Annotated in this window: 11 protein-coding genes; all 11 read right to left on the bottom strand. The window is 49.2% G+C overall.

What is annotated here, in order from left to right; translation table 11 throughout:
• Positions 1 to 473: 473 nt before the first annotated feature.
• The 11 genes from OEV59_05225 to OEV59_05275 all read right to left on the bottom strand — a co-directional run bounded on the left by OEV59_05225 (position 474) and on the right by OEV59_05275 (position 15,324).
• Complete coding sequence (locus tag OEV59_05225; GenBank protein ID MDH4227138.1) at positions 474 to 1,079, bottom strand: hypothetical protein; 606 nt, start codon at positions 1,077 to 1,079, stop codon at positions 474 to 476.
• A gap of 16 nt (positions 1,080 to 1,095) precedes the next feature.
• Positions 1,096 to 1,530 carry a hypothetical protein gene (locus OEV59_05230; protein MDH4227139.1) on the bottom strand — a complete coding sequence of 145 codons (435 nt, stop codon included), beginning with the start codon at positions 1,528 to 1,530 and terminating at the stop codon, positions 1,096 to 1,098.
• A gap of 23 nt (positions 1,531 to 1,553) precedes the next feature.
• Complete coding sequence (locus tag OEV59_05235; protein ID MDH4227140.1) at positions 1,554 to 2,843, bottom strand: hypothetical protein; 1,290 nt, start codon at positions 2,841 to 2,843, stop codon at positions 1,554 to 1,556.
• A 280-nt stretch (positions 2,844 to 3,123) separates the two neighbouring features.
• Positions 3,124 to 3,513: a hypothetical protein gene (locus OEV59_05240; protein ID MDH4227141.1), complete on the bottom strand. Its 390-nt coding sequence runs from the start codon at positions 3,511 to 3,513 to the stop codon at positions 3,124 to 3,126.
• A 15-nt stretch (positions 3,514 to 3,528) separates the two neighbouring features.
• Complete coding sequence (locus tag OEV59_05245; protein MDH4227142.1) at positions 3,529 to 4,809, bottom strand: hypothetical protein; 1,281 nt, start codon at positions 4,807 to 4,809, stop codon at positions 3,529 to 3,531.
• A gap of 1,038 nt (positions 4,810 to 5,847) precedes the next feature.
• Positions 5,848 to 6,201: a hypothetical protein gene (locus tag OEV59_05250; protein MDH4227143.1), complete on the bottom strand. Its 354-nt coding sequence runs from the start codon at positions 6,199 to 6,201 to the stop codon at positions 5,848 to 5,850.
• 22 nt (positions 6,202 to 6,223) lie between these two features.
• Positions 6,224 to 7,393 (bottom strand): hypothetical protein, encoded by a 1,170-nt coding sequence (locus OEV59_05255; GenBank protein MDH4227144.1) that lies wholly within the window; start codon positions 7,391 to 7,393, stop codon positions 6,224 to 6,226.
• Positions 7,394 to 7,628: 235 nt separating this feature from the next.
• Entirely contained in the window at positions 7,629 to 8,102 is a 474-nt protein-coding gene (locus OEV59_05260) for a hypothetical protein (protein MDH4227145.1), read from the bottom strand.
• Between the two features lie 15 nt (positions 8,103 to 8,117).
• Complete coding sequence (locus OEV59_05265) at positions 8,118 to 9,215, bottom strand: hypothetical protein (protein MDH4227146.1); 1,098 nt, start codon at positions 9,213 to 9,215, stop codon at positions 8,118 to 8,120.
• A 257-nt stretch (positions 9,216 to 9,472) separates the two neighbouring features.
• Positions 9,473 to 9,829, bottom strand: a complete 357-nt coding sequence (locus tag OEV59_05270; GenBank protein MDH4227147.1) for a hypothetical protein — start codon at positions 9,827 to 9,829, stop codon at positions 9,473 to 9,475.
• Positions 9,830 to 9,840: 11 nt separating this feature from the next.
• Positions 9,841 to 15,324 (bottom strand): RHS repeat protein, encoded by a 5,484-nt coding sequence (locus tag OEV59_05275; GenBank protein ID MDH4227148.1) that lies wholly within the window; start codon positions 15,322 to 15,324, stop codon positions 9,841 to 9,843.
• Positions 15,325 to 15,645 lie beyond the last annotated feature (321 nt).

Genomic DNA, 15,645 nt, shown 5'->3' on the forward strand with positions numbered 1-15,645 from the left:
TTGGCGTCCCCACGGGGATTCGAACCCCGGTTACCGCCGTGAAAGTTAGAACCTATAAAAAACTGTAACTCCGCGGCTTGCTTGGCTTTCTTCCAATTTATTGATTTTTAAGGGTTTCTATAGATTCCAATGATTCCGAGGATTCCAATAATTCTGTGGATAACTGCAGGGAGGGGGCACAAAAAGGGGCACAGTAGAGATACTTAGCGCCGTAACCCCTCACCTTAATCCTCTCCCCAATGCGATTGGGGAGAGGAATTTTTGGGGAAAGCCGCAATTGTTTGCGCATGAGAATATCTGCACCTGCATATAAAAATCCCTCTCCACGATAAAATTCGGGGAGAGGGATAAAGGGAGAGGGGCACCGGGCTTGATTTGCATTTCGTAAGCTCCGTGGCTCGGCTGGCCTCGTTTCTAAAAATTTGGTGGGCGGTGCCACCCTACCCGGCTACGCCGAACCATAATTTTTACGATTAACCCAAATATATATTCTTGTCTTTAAAAAAATATAATTGCATAACTTCTTCAGAATCATCGAGAAAATCTGCTGTATACATCAACCCGTAATTACGCCTCTTTCCGGTAAATCTCAATACTATCGGCGTTTCCTTCAAATATATAAAACTCTCTCTCGATGCCTGAAATTTGAACCCATCCGAAGACAAACCTCCATATACACTCTTAAAAACGCGAAAACTCGTACCAACACCAACCCCGTCTTTCAACTTAAACTTCTTGCTACTCGTAATAACACCAAGAACTTTATCTTTACTCCGTATCGTGTCACCTTTAGAGTCCAGAAGAACAATAAACACATCTCCATCCTTTACAATTTCACACCTGTAAAATGAAACAGTTTCACTTACAGACCACTTCCCCCTCAAAGAACCGTCAAAATAACACTTCGCCCTAGGTTCAAGATCCTTATAGGTCATACCCAGTTTTATACCAAGGTAATCTTCGACCTCGGCGATAACCCTAGCATCCCCGCCATGCGCCGCTTGTTCATTATTATTGACACAACCAAAACAAGCCACATAAACGAACATACAAAAACCTATTGTCAGCACTTTTGACACCTTTTTAACTCCTCTCCTATTTTACTTGTCTATAATATCTAATTTCAATATAACCATCCTCATAATATTGTGGCAAAGAATAGGCCCCTTCTGGACTGGTTGTCATAGTTCCCTTTGTATACCCACCTTCACTTGCAACACGTATCCCGTTTTTATCGCTTTGCACAACTATGCCACTATGCACTATCCCATTGGTATACGTAGGCTCCGACCCATCCTCCGTAAATCCTTGCCAATCCCAATAGATCGCCACATCATTAACCTCCGGAATCGAAACTTGCTTATAACCTTCATCCATCAAAAGTGTGGCAATACCAGAAATAATCCACATATCAGACGTACCAAATGTGAACCCGTGACAATTGTTTCTATACTCTTCGTCTCCTTTTATGAATTTAACGGCTTGAAGTGGGTTCCCCCTATCTGTAAATATAAATCCCTTCTGCACCATTGCACTTATTACTGTACCATCCTCTAATTTATACGAATCGAAATAAATCTCTGTACTTGGTACAAAAATAGGCCTTCCCTGGGAATCCCTTTGTCCAACCCCGACGGATCCGTGAACCTCACCGGATTCCCTGAGACGTACGCGTACAGGTTCATGCCACCCTTGAAACCTATCGGGTCCTTCGTTATAAACCGGCCTGCTTCTGCGTCGTAGTAGCGCGCGCGGTAGAAGTAAAGGCCCGTCTCTCTGTCGTACTCTCTTGCAGTATACGTGTACGGCTGCTTAATCCGGTTCTTTAAATCCTTCAGGTCGCCGAAAAATCCGTATTGATAGTCCTGCACAACGGTCTGGTTTTTGTCCGTCAGCGCGACAATCGAGCCCAGTCCGTCCGCATGATAAAAGTATACACCCTTGTCCGTTGTCAGCGCAAGCGGCTCGTCGATCCCCGAGCCGTGCGTATAGCGGTTGCCTACGTTGCCGCTGCCGTCGTACTCTACGAGTATATCCTCTCCGTCATAGAAGTAGCGCGTAGTCTCGCCGGACGATGAGATTGCTTCGCCGCCGCTCGCAATGACAGCCTTTTCGATTCTCCGCCCGAACACATCATATTTAAATTCGACAATGCTTCCATCCGCATTCACAACCTTAATCAGCCTATTCTCAAAGTCATAGCCGTAACGCGTCGTGCCGGTCGCGCTTGTCTTGCTTATGAGGTTGCCGTTTCTGTCGTACACGTAAGTTGCGTCCTTATCGCGCACGAGCTGGTTTGCCGCGTTGTACTCGTATGTCCTGTTCTTCTCGGCAGTGAGGCGGTTGCCGAGCGGGTCGTAGGTGTAATGCTCGGTCTGGTTCCCTATTGCAGTCGCGTTCGCCGTCTTTGCCGCGTTCTTGCCGCTTCCTGCCTTACCCTTTATGCTGCTCTCCACACCGCTCCATCCGGTTGTCGAGTAATTGGCGGACGTGAGGCGGTAGTTATCGTCATACGAGTACGCGGCAGTCCTGGCTTCATTCGTGTTGGTTACGCGGTTGCCGACGTTGTCAAAGGTGTACTCGTTCTTTGCAAAAGTTATTCCCGTAGATGTCGTATTATAAAGGCCCGTAAGGCGTCCGACATTGTCATAGGTGTACGCGGCCGTTACGCCATTCGGGTAGCTAAGACCGCTTCTCCTGCCAAGCGTATCGTATGTAAAGGTAAACGTGCCTGCCACAGAGCCAATCGAGCCCGGGCGGCCGTTACCATCATACACGTAAGACGTGACATCTCCAAGCGGCGACCTCATGGCAGAGAGCCTTCCGGCAGAGTCATAGGCAATTAAAATATGATTGCGCTGGCCGCGCGGCCGAGGTTTGGAAAAATCAAGCGCCGTAACCCCTCACCTTTATCCTCTCCCCAATGCGATTGGGGAGAGGCAATTTTGGAAGAGCAACACATTTATCGTGCAAAAATAAAATCCCTCTCCCTGCATCAACGCGGGGAGAGGGAAAAAGGGAGCGGGGCACCGGGCTTGGTTTGCATTTCGTAAGCTCCGTGGTTCAGCTAACCTCGTTTATAAAAATTTGGTGGGCTGTGCCCACCCTACCCGGCTTTTACATTCAATATCTCCCATGCAAATATCCATAATAAGCTCGTTCTGCATTTTCTTTTAAATATTTAATAGGGCAACTTACGATATAATTACTAAGTTTTTCTTCTGCATCATCAATCGGTCGCTTTTTACCATACAATTCATCTGCTTCGAGAATAGCTTGCATAAGTTTGCGATTCCAAAACGAATGAAAGGACAATATTTTCTCAACGATACAAACAAAATCTTTTGAAGTAATATCTGATGGAAATTTAATATCCATACCAATATATAAAGCCATTTTCTTTGCCAGAGCAATATTTTCGCTATCAAATAAATTCTCAATTTTATCGACACTACAAGAAGCAAACTTTTCCATAAAAGAATTTATAATTTTCATTTCGCTATTAGTACTCAACACACACCTCCCGCATCAATATTTCCAAGGGCACATGCGAAATGGCCAAATATAATCCTGTGCCAAACAATTTCTCAAGCACATTCCACAATCACCAGTCATCTTACCATTCACACACAATAAATATAATTTTTGACAACTATCGTAACCCCCACCGTCTCCACTTTTCCCGGATTCTGTTGAAGAACAATAATCAGGTTCCTCCCAATAAAAACTGGTTTCTTTTCTTGCCGATGACGTTTTATAATAAGGATCTTTACCGTCATGTGCCACAGACTCCGTAGCATTATCCTTACCTAATTCATAAAGCTTATATGTAACATAGGTGCCGACCACTATTGCTACTACATATAAATTGCCTACTCTAGCAGATGCAGGTTGGGGTGCGGGCGCAGGTGGTGCTGGAGCAGGTACAGGGGCAGGTGGTGGAGCAGGTACAAATATTGGAGGTACCGCTTCCTCCCCCCACGGGTCTATAAAGTTCACCGGATTCCCACCGACGTACGCATACATATTCATGCCGCCACGGAAGCCTATCGGATCTTTGGTGATAAAGCGGCCTGCTTCTGCGTCGTAGTAGCGGGCGCGGTAGAAATAAAGGCCCGTCTCTCTGTCGTACTCTCTTGCAGTGTACGTATACGGCTGCTTAATCCGGTTCTTTAAATCCTTCAAGTCGCCGAAAAATCCGTATTGATAGTCCTGCACAACGGTCTGGTCTTTGTCCGTGAGCGCGACAATCGAGCCCAGCCCGTCAGCATGATAAAAGTATACACCCTTGTCCGTTGTCAGCGCAAGCGGCTCGTCAATCCCCGGGCCGTGCGTGTAGCGGTTGCCGACGTTGCCGCTGCCGTCGTACTCGAAAAGTATATCCTCTCCGTCGTAGAAGTAGCGCGTTACTTCGGCGCTTCCCGATGAGATTGCTTCGCTTCCGCTCGCAATGACGGTCTTTTTCTCAATCCTTCTGCCGAACACGTCGTACTTGAATTCCACGCGCGTACCATCGGGGTTTGTCACGCTCACGAGCCTGTTCTCAAAGTCATAACCGTAACGCGTCGTGCCGGTCGAAGAACTCTTTGAAATCAAATTGCCGTTTCTGTCGTACACGTAAGTTGCGTCCTTGTCGCGCACGAGCTGGTTAGCCGCGTTATACTCATACGTCCTGTTCTTCTCGGCAGTGAGGCGGTTGCCAAGCGGGTCGTAAGTGTAGTGCTCGGTCTGGTTCCCTATTGCAGTCGCGTTCGCTGTCTTTGCCGCGTTCTTGCCGCTTCCGGTCTTGCCCTTTATTGCGCTCTCCACACCGCTCCATCCGGTTGTCGAGTAATTGGCGGACGTGAGACGGTAGTTATCGTCATACGAGTACGCGGCAGTCCTGGCTTCGTTCGTGTTGGTTACGCGGTTGCCGACGTTGTCAAAGGTATATTCGTTCTTTGCAAATGTTATTCCGGTAGATGTCGTGTTATAAAGGCCCGTCAGGCGGCCGACATTGTCGTAGGTGTACGTTGCCTTTACGCCATTCGGGTAGCTGAGGCCGCTTCTCCTGCCAAGCGTGTCGTATGTAAAGGTAAACGCGCCTGCTGCAGAGCAATCGAGCCCAGGCGGCCGTTACTATCATACACGTAAGACGTGACATCTCCAAGCGGCGACCTCATGGCCGAGGGCCTGCACCCGAACGAAAAGCTGTCATTGCGAGGCCGTAGGCCGGAGCAATCTCACGTTGTCATTCCCGCGAAGGCGGGAATCCAGTGTCTTACCTTATTTCCTCCCCTTTACAAGGGGAGGCACGGAGGGGTAAAATCTGTCTGTCATCTTGAACTTGATTCAGGATCCATTTTTTCAAAATCGAGATGCTGAAATTAATTCAGCATGACAAATGCCTTTGCGCTGGCCGCGCGGCTTTGGCCGTAAGGTCTGCAAGGCTGCGACCCCGCCGCACAGCCGCCCCGCTCCAAACCCTGCCTTAAATCGCTTCGCTTATGCGCCCTCGGTTTGACGCCCGCCTCCTGCGCGGCCCGCTTAAGCCTTGCGTGACCTCACGGCCGGGGTTTGGAAAGAAACGCGCGCCGTAACCCCTCACCTTTATCCTCTCCCCAATGCGATTGGGGAGAGGAAATTTTTTAAAGAACACCGCTGCTATCGCGCATGAGAATGTCCGTGGCAGCAGGCGTGACGCCTGCACCCGAATATAAAAATCCCTCTCCACGATAAAATTCGGAGAGAGGGAGAAAGGGAGAGGGGCACCGGGCTTGGTTTGCATTTCGTAAGCTCCGCAGATTTTTTGTCGGGTTACGCTTCGCTAACCCGACCTACCCGGCTTCCAAGACGGTATCTACTTGGCTACATATCTTTTACATTTTCAGCTTTCATCTTTTCAATTTTCTCATCACGCCAAACTTCATATTCTTCCCGTAATTTGCTCAAGACAACGTACGGGTCTTCACTAGGATTTATATCCTTCACTATAGAACTTATATCGACAGTAGTACCATAACCTTTCTCTGAACCAACAAAATGTCCCCATACCAAATCACTGCCAGCAGGATCTATACCATTTAAAATCAAAAAAATATCATCCAACATGTCCCATCTAGCCACAAGCTCACCAAGAGAGCCATACATTGCCCCTCTCTTCCTGGATGCTTCCATGTAGCCTTTTATAAAAATAATAATTTTATCTAGTTTTTCTTCCATTTCTTTTCCGATAACATCTCCCTTATTTCGGAATTGTTACTATAACCTCTTCTACTATTGGTGCATATCCGCCAAGTACTCTTTGCCCAAACATGGACAGATATGCTTCGGCCTCCATACCTGCAGGACCAGTAATACCATCATAAATAACGTTTCCGACTCTCACCACAAAGTGTTCACCACGCTCTGCAAATTTTATCCCATTTATCGTGAAAACCTGAGCCCTGTGCGGATCAGTTATTCTTAAAAGCTGTACCGCAAGATCCTTTTCCGCTGCAAACATATTATACAAACTTCTAGCTATATCCTCACATTTACCAGCCGCTAAATTAACCCCTCCCAAGACTCTATTTAAAACAGCCTGCCAATACCGCAACTGATTGACGGTAGCTCCTGTAATTCCTCCCGCTTGAGCAAATGCAATTACATCTCTCACCGAGTTGTTAGCTAATGTCTCTAATAGTTTTGCCCTATACGAATCTCCTCCAAAGAGCCCAGCCTCCCCCCACGGATCCGTGTAGTTCACCGGGTTGCCAGAGACGTATGCATACACATTCCAGCCGCCCTCAAAGCCAATCGGGTCTTTGGTTATAAAGCGGCCTGCTTCTGCGTCGTAGTAGCGGGCCCTGTAAAAATACAGCCCCGTCTCTCTATCGTACTCCCTTGCCGTATACGTATACGGCTGCTTAATCCGGTTCTTTAAATCCTTCAGGTCACCAAAGAATCCGTACTGATAATCCTGCACAACGGTCTGATTTTTGTCAGTCAGCGCGACAATCGAGCCCAGTCCGTCCGCATGATAAAAGTATACACCTTTGTCCGTTACGAGCGCAAGCGGCTCGTCAATCCCCGGGCCGTGCGTGTAGCGGTTGCCGACGTTGCCGCTGCCGTCGTACTCTACCAAAATATCTTCACCATCATAGAAATAACGGGTAACCCCCTCACCCCCACCCTCTCCCGCAAGGGGCGAGGGAGTTGTTTTCTTTTCTATGCGTCTGCCGAACACGTCGTACTTGAACTCCACCCTCGTACCGTCCGGGTTTGTCACGCTCACGAGCCTGTTCTCAAAATCATAGCCGTACGTGGTCGTGCCGGTCGCGCTTGTCTTGCTTATGAGGTTGCCGTTCCTGTCGTACGCATAAGTCGCGTCCTTGTCGCGCACGAGCTGGTTTGCCGCGTTGTACTCATATATCCTGTTCTTCTCGGCCGTAAGGCGGTTGCCGAGCGGGTCGTAGGTGTAATGCTCGGTCTGGTTAGAGATTGCCGTGGCAGCAGGCGTGACGCCTGCACCCGCATATAAAAATCCCTCCCCCCGTTGAAGTTCGGGGAGAGGGAAAAAGGGAGAGGGGTGCGGGCTTGAGGTGCATTCAATAGGCTCCGTGGTTCAGCTAACCTCGTTTATAAAAATTTGGTGGGCTGTGCCCACCCTACCCGGCTTGAAATGATATTTTAGGTAAAACATTTTGCAATATTACTTTCGCCAAATCTTCACCATAAAAAAACAACTCGTCATCAACAGGTTCTATGAAGCAAACTATTTCATCCTTAACAAAAGCCTCTACTTCTTTAATTGTGCTCATTTTCCCTTTGGCAAACGCTTCTATTATTTTAGCTTCCATGCCAATTTTCCCAAAAAACATGTGAAATCGAGAAAAATGCCATACCTTCTTAGATAAAACCTTAACACCTGTCTCTGCAGATGTAATATCTTTTATTATATAAAAAATATTACCCTTATACCTCCCCAATTCTATAGATTTTTTTCTAAAAATATCCAAAATAGAAGGGCTTAAATTTACAATAACTATCGCAAATCCTTCTTCCAAAACTTTATATACTATAGTCTTGAAAAGTTCTTCCTTTCTATGCCTACTATCTAATATCGCAAACGGTACAGGCATTGCTTCCTCCTAATTTCATTTTTTCAATAACCAATGCTTTATATAGCCCCCAAGCGCATCGATATGCCACTTTATAGCCCTTGTGGCTTTTCCTGCCTTGTCATATATAGTAAGCATATGTTTTTCCAATCTAAACAAATTGCCATAATCTATTAAAGTATAGGCTGGAGTGCCATCCGCCAAATACCATATTCTGCCTGCATTCCTCAATCCATATGCACCACAAAGCGTACCTGCTGTAGCAAAGTATGTTTCTGGCGTCCACGCCGACGCAATAACTCCTCCAACCCAATATGTTGCATTACCTGTCTTCTGATATTGTTCTGCATACCACATTGCTGAATCTTCCGCAATTGGTTGCCCCAAAGATTCGGATACTGGCGTAATTGGATCGGCTGATGGATCCCAGTTAGTATCCCATATACAATCCTCACCATAACAAACCTTCAACCCCCACGGATCCGTGTAGTTCACCGGATTACCGCCCACGTACGCGTACAGGTTCATACCGCCACGGAAGCCAATCGGGTCCTTCGTTATAAAGCGGCCTGCTTCGGCGTCGTAGTAGCGCGCGCGGTAGAAATAAAGGCCCGTCTCTCTATCGTATTCGCGGGCAGTGTACGTGTACGGTTGTTTGATTCTATTTTTCAGGTCCTTTAAATCCCCAAAAAATCCGTACTGATAATCCTGCACAACGGTCTGGTTCTTGTCCGTTAGCGCGACGATCGAGCCCAGTCCGTCCGCATGATAAAAGTATACACCCTTGTCCGTTGTCAGCGCAAGCGGCTCGTCGATCCCCGGGCCGTGCGTGTAGCGGTTGCCGACGTTGCCGTTTCCATCGGTCTCGACGAGTATATCCTCGCCGTCGTAGAAATAGCGCGTTACTTCGGCGCTTCCCGATGAGATTGCTTCGCCGCCGCTCGCAATGACAGCCTTTTCGATCCTTCTACCGAACACGTCATACTTGAACTCCACCCTCGTATTGTCAGGGTTTGTCACGCTCACGAGCCGGTTCTCGAAATCATAGCCGTAACGCGTCGTGCCGGTCGAAGAACTCTTTGAAATCAAATTGCCGTTTCTGTCGTACACGTAAGTTGCGTCCTTGTCGCGCACGAGCTGATTTGCCGCGTTGTACTCGTATGTCCTGTTCTTCTCGGCAGTGAGGCGGTTGCCGAGCGGGTCGTAGGTGTAGTGCTCGGTCTGGTTCGCAGCAGGCGTGACGCCTGCACCCGCATATAAAAATCCCTCTCCCCGTTGAAGTTCGGGGAGAGGGTGAAAGGGAGAGGGGCACCGGGCTTGGGGTGCATTTTCTAAGCTCCGTGGTTAGATTGACCTCGATTTAAAAAACACGCGGCGGGTATGACCCCGCCCTACCCGCTTACATTTTCAGCCTTCATCTTTTTAATCTTATCGTCCCGCCACGCTTCGTATTCTTCACGTAGTTTTGTCAAAACGACATACGGATCTTCTTTAGAACCTATATTTTTAACTACCGCATCAATAGGAGCCATGGTGCCATAATTCTTTATAGAACTAATAAAATGCCCCCAATTCAGATCCGTTTTAACCGGGTCTATCTCATTCAAGATAAAAAAGACTATATCCAACGTTTCCCACCTTGCTTCAAGAACATCTAGAGAACCATACATTACTCCCCTCTTTTTGGAGGCCACCATAAAACCTTCTATGAATTCCTTAAGCTTATCTATTTGCTCTCTTGCCTGCATCGTTTATCTCTCTATTTAGGGACCGTTTCTATAACCGTTTCCACGACAGGTGCATATCCACGCAAAACTTTATCCCCAAACATACTGAAATAGGCTTCTGCTTCCATTCCTGCCGGACCAGTGATAGCATCATAAATCCTATTCCCGACTCTTACCACATAATGTTCGCCCCGAATGGCAAACCTTGTACCATTATACACAAAATTCGTAGCATCGTGAGGATCTGTTATTCTTAAAAGCTGTGCCGAAATCCCCTCTTCCGCAGCAAACATATTATACAATCTTTCAGCTATTTGTCTGCATTCACCAGCCGCTAAATTAGCTCTGCCTAGCACTCTACTTAAAACAGCCTGCCAATACCGAACATTCGTTAGTAACTGGGTGACTTCAGCTGTTGCCTTATGAGCACTTAATACCGCCATGGCCCCAGCGAAATCTCCAGATGCAATCAGCGCAAGTGCATCAGTCTTAACCTTAATTATCAACCCCCACGGATCCGTGTAGTTCACCGGATTCCCGGCCACGTACGCATACATATTCATGCCGCCACGGAAGCCTATCGGGTCCTTCGTTATAAAGCGGCCTGCTTCTGCGTCGTAGTAGCGCGCGCGGTAGAAATACAGCCCGGTCTCTCTATCGTATTCTCTTGCCGTATACGTGTACGGTTGTTTGATTCTATTTTTCAGGTCCTTTAAATCCCCGAAAAATCCGTACTGATAATCCTGCACAACGGTCTGGTTCTTGTCCGTGAGCGCGACGATCGAGCCCAGTCCGTCCGCATGATAAAAGTATACACCCTTATCCGTTGTCAGCGCAAGCGGCTCGTCGATTCCCGGGCCGTGCGTGTAGCGGTTGCCGACATTGCCGCTGCCGTCGTACTCTATGAGTATATCCTCACCGTCGTAGAAGTAGCGCGTTACTTCGGCGCTTCCCGATGAGATTGCTTCGCCGCCGCTCGCAAAGACAGCCTTCTCGATTCTCCGCCCGAAGACATCATATTTAAATTCGACAATGCTTCCATCCGCATTCACAACCTTAATCAGCCTGTTCTCAAAGTCGTAGCCGTAGGTGGTCGTGCCGGTCGCGCTTGTCTTGCTTATGAGGTTGCCGTTTCTGTCGTACACGTAAGTCGCGTCCTTATCACGCACGAGCTGGTTAGCCGCGTTGTACTCATACGTCCTGTTCTTCTCGGCCGTGAGGCGGTTGCCGAGCGGGTCGTAGGTGTAGTGCTCGGTCTGGTTCCCTATTGCAGTCGCGTTCGCTGTCTTTGCCGCGTTCTTGCCGCTTCCGGTCTTGCCCTTTATGCTGCTCTCCACACCGCTCCATCCTGTTGTCGAGTAATTGGCGGACGTGAGGCGGTAGTTATCGTCATACGAGTACGCGGCAGTTCTGGCTTCGTTCGTGTTGGTTACGCGGTTGCCGACGTTGTCGAAGGTATATTCGTTCTTTGCAAATGTTATTCCGGTAGATGTCGTGTTATAAAGGCCCGTCAGGCGGCCGACGTTGTCGTATGTGTACGTTGCCTTTACGCCATTCGGGTAGCTAAGACCGCTTCTCCTGCCAAGCGTATCGTATGTAAAGGTAAACGTGCCTGCCACAGAGCCAATCGAGCCCAGGCGGCCGTTACCATCATACACGTAAGACGTGACATCTCCAAGCGGCGACCTCATGGCCGAGAGCCTTCCGGCAGAGTCGTAGGCGTAGGAGATGCTTCTTGCCTCGGAATCCGTGATGCCCGTAACCCTGCCTGCAGAGTCGTAGGCAAAGGAGTACGCCGTGTTCCGATTGCCCGCGTATGTCAGGCGGCCAACAGAGTCGTAGCCAAAGCCCGCTGCAGTGCCGTCTGGGTAGAGCTTTCTCTTCAAGCGGCCGAGTTGGTCGTATTCGTAGCTGATGGTGTTGCCCTCGGCGTCAGTGCGGCTAGCTACGTTGCCGCGCGAGTCGTAGGTGTAATAAATCGAATTCCCGAGCGGGTCGGTCTCGTGCGTCATGCGGCCCATGAGATCGTAGTGGTAAGCAGTCCTGCTGCCGTTTGCGTCGGTAACGCTCGTTAACCTGTCTGCCCCGCCGCCGGAGCCGCACATGCCGCAAGTGCCGGTCTCGCCGTAACCGAGCACGGTAGACTGCCCCATCGCATCCGTCACCTTGATAAGGCGGCCCTTTGAGTCGTATTCGTAATACGTGGTGTTTCCGTTTGCATCGGTCACACTTGTCCTGTTGCCTGCGGCGTCGTAGGTGAACACGGTTACCTTACCGTCTGCCGAGGTTACCTTTACAAGCCTCCTCATCGAATCGTACTCGTAAGTGGTAGCGCCGCCAAGCGCGTCCGTTGCCGTAAGAAGGTTCCCTGCGTTGTCGTAGGTAAAGGTCGTCACGCCGCCATCCGGGGCAGTGACAGTTACGAGGTTATTCTGCTCGTCGTAGCCAAAGCGCGTGACCGTGCCGTCTGCGGCTGTTATGGCCGAGACATTGCCCTTTTCGTCGTATTCGTAAGACGTGCTTGTGCCGTCGGCATTGGTAACGCTTATGAGATTTCCGCTTGCGTCGTAGGCATACGTCGTAGTGCTGCCGTCCGCAGTCGTAACGCTTGTCACCTTAGAATATTCGTTATAGGTAAAGGAGGTCGAGTTGCCTTCGGAGTCCGCGACCGAAAGCACGTTACCCGCGCTGTCATAGGTAAAGTACGACGCGCTGCCGTCCGACCTGGTCTCGCTTATAAGGTTGGCATGGGAGTCGTAGCTGTAGTACGTAGTGTTACCCTCTGCGTCTGTCTTGGATGTGACAACACCCATGTCCGCATCATAGCTGTACGTCCACACGCCGCCGTCCTTTTCCGTAACCGTGGTAGTGGTGGAACCGCTCGTAGCCGGATAGGATACGGTGCGCTTAAGGCCCTCGGGGTCTGTTGCGGATACAACCTTATAGTCAGAATCGTACTCGTAGGTCGTAACCCCGCCCGCGGGAGAGGTCTTGGTCTTCATGTTGCCGTAGGAATCGTAGGTAAAGGCCCAGCCCGTGGAATCGGCAAAGATTATGGACGACACGTACCCGCCGGAATACGCAAGTGCTGCGCTACCGCCCGCAGAGCTAACTCCGGTAAGCAGGCCGCTGCCGTTATATGAGAACTCAACCGTCCTGCCATTTGCGTCTGTAACCGAGACAAGGCGGCCGTTTAAGTACGCGAAGGTCACCGTGCGGCCGTCGAGCGCGACAACTGCGCTTGCCTTGCCGCTTGCGTTGAACTCGATACGCGAGCCGTCCTTGGCGGTGAGCGTGAAGGTGCCGTCGGCGTTCTTCGTAATCGTCGAGTACTCGCCGACAACGTCCGCTGTCCTGTACACCGAGCCGTCGAAGTTATAGAAGTACGGCTGACCGCTGCCTGTGACAAAGAGGAGCCTATCCGAGCCAAGCTCCCTTATCTCCATCTCGTAGCTGTGCCTCCACTTTGTGCCCATGACGCCGGGGACAAAGAGCCTGCTGTTGTACTTAAACCCTACGCCCGGAACCGCGCCGGGCACGCCGAAGTTATCATGCAGCGCGCCGGTAGCGATATTGGCTGCAGAGGCTATCTGCGCAAGCAACCTGCATTCAGGCGTTGCGTCAAGTAGATACGTGGCGGTCTTTGTCTGCTTACAACTTGCATTGTTTTTCTCATGTGCATCCAGAGAAACCGAGAATTCAACTGGCTTTGGAGCCTCACTAGTATTGGTATTCGACGGCAAGAAAGAACTAACTGTAATCAACCAGCTAGCCGTATAGCCCAACGAACTCACACCGCCACTCCCTAACGTATACTGCCATATGGCATCCTCGGCGCTTGCGGGCCCCGTTATGTATGCAAAAAATTCAATATAGTTCGTGGTGGTAACATTTAGCACATCCCCCACGTTCCTTATAACTCCCCCATCTGTATGCGCCTCTATATCGCTAAGCTGCAGAGTGCAGCAACCGGCAGCCGGAGTCTTTGCAGAATCATTATCATCGCAGTCGAAGATGATTCCGCTCTCATCCCTTTTAATACCGTTGAAATATTCGCCATTGATGTTAACATCATACGCCGCACTGTAACCATCTGGCTTGATGCAGGCGGACGTGCTCTCATGACTACCCTCGGCGTTCTTAAAGGCATACAAATCCTGGTCAACGTCCTTTATCCACTCCTTTTCGAGCGTAGCCTCAGGCGCGGCATTCGTATCGTCGCAGTCGAAAACGATAACACTATTGCCATTTTCATCGATCTCGGTCTTTATATCTCTCCTCGCGGTATAATGCAGCAGATTCGGGTTATTACAGGCCAGCACGCTCTGTATAGTGCCACCGGCATCGAATGCATACTTATCCAAATCAGAATCCTTTACCCATTCCGACTTTATACACTTACATCTCTCAGGCACGTCCTCCTTGACGATTCTTTGCACCACTCCAGTCGTCGTGCCCTGGCCGTTTATTGCGTCCACACGATAGTAGTAATCCGTATTAACGGCAAGATTTTCGAAAGTATACGTAACGGTATACGGCTCGACTCCTGTCTTTGAGTTGCCGTCGGGGTACGAGGAAACCTCGGTCATGGCGTTAATATCGGGACTCGTGCCAAAGTAAATCTTATAACTCGAAGAGCAGAAAGTATTGGGCTGGATGGTGGCGTTTATCTTATACTTACCGCACTCAACCTCATCGAACTTGCCTGTAGAATACGTTACCTTTGGCGCAAGATTCTTGGTGGCTACTATAGGCACTTTGACCTTTGCCGTATAGGACGTAAGCACAATATCACCATTATTCTCGTTTGACGGCAACAGCGGAGGATACACTCGTACCGTAGTGCTGCACTCCCCTTTGGTGCAAGTCGTGGAGTACGGAGCAATGGACAACCAGTTCATACTATTATTCGCCTGTTCGTCGCTTGCGCCAATCGTATAATAGCGCCCAGGCGCGCTAACCGTTACATTTAATTTATGCACCCAATCACCGCCGGAATATGTCCATCCGGATTCCGCTGGAATGGTACATCCCGGCACTTGGGCAAAATACAACGCTTGCTCGACAGGCGTAATAACCGGCTCGACAATCTGTTCAATGAACTCAAACTTAAACACATCCTGTTTGACTATGCTACCAGTAAAAGGCGTCACAGTCACATCTGCAGGATATATACCAGGCGGAGCATATATTGTTGGGTAAGGGTACGATGGTGTAAAAACAGTAAGAGAAACCTTGCAGGTCAAATCCACGCTTCCGCCGGTAGCTGCATTATTCGTACAACCGTCGCCCACGCTTGCAAAGCCTTCGTCTCGTATCCATACGACCGTCGAACCTACGTAAAAAGATACCGTCCCTTTACCCGGGCTCTTGACATTATATTCAAATGGCACATCATAATAACTGGCATCGGGCCCGGTAACGATGCCAAACGGCATGGACAAAAGAGTTACCGTAAACGGCACAACCTCCAATGTAACCGGAATGCTCTCAACCATGGCCGAACCGTTTTTCACGGAAACACTTCCGGTATATTCAATGCCATAAGCACCGTCACTATTGTAGGCCCTTGCAACAATGTTTACTTTTATCTTGCCGGAATTTGGGGAACATCCACTTACACACGTTGCCACAATCCAAGTATCCGGCGAAGAAACGGTATAAGCAGTAGTGCTTGTATTTGTTATATCAAGCGTAACAGTTGTATCATTGGTTAACCCTGGGCTTGTTTGCAGCACTACAGATGCAGCAAACGAACTTGCGGAACTTGAGAATAATATGAATACAAAAACCGCCGACCAAAATTTAATCATTGCATTTAAGCGCTGCTCTCTCAT

The organism is Deltaproteobacteria bacterium (assembly GCA_029858205.1).
Classification (GTDB): domain Bacteria; phylum Desulfobacterota; class GWC2-55-46; order GWC2-55-46; family DRQE01; genus JAOUFM01.

What these genes read in the sequence shown, in the direction of transcription:
- OEV59_05270 (MDH4227147.1), bottom strand. Translation starts at nt 9,829, where the DNA reads ATGCAGGCAAGAGAGCAAATAGATAAGCTTAAGGAATTCATAGAAGGT.
- OEV59_05260 (MDH4227145.1), bottom strand. Translation starts at nt 8,102, where the DNA reads ATGCCTGTACCGTTTGCGATATTAGATAGTAGGCATAGAAAGGAAGAA.
- OEV59_05230 (MDH4227139.1), bottom strand. Translation starts at nt 1,530, where the DNA reads ATGGTGCAGAAGGGATTTATATTTACAGATAGGGGGAACCCACTTCAA.
- OEV59_05250 (MDH4227143.1), bottom strand. Translation starts at nt 6,201, where the DNA reads ATGGAAGAAAAACTAGATAAAATTATTATTTTTATAAAAGGCTACATG.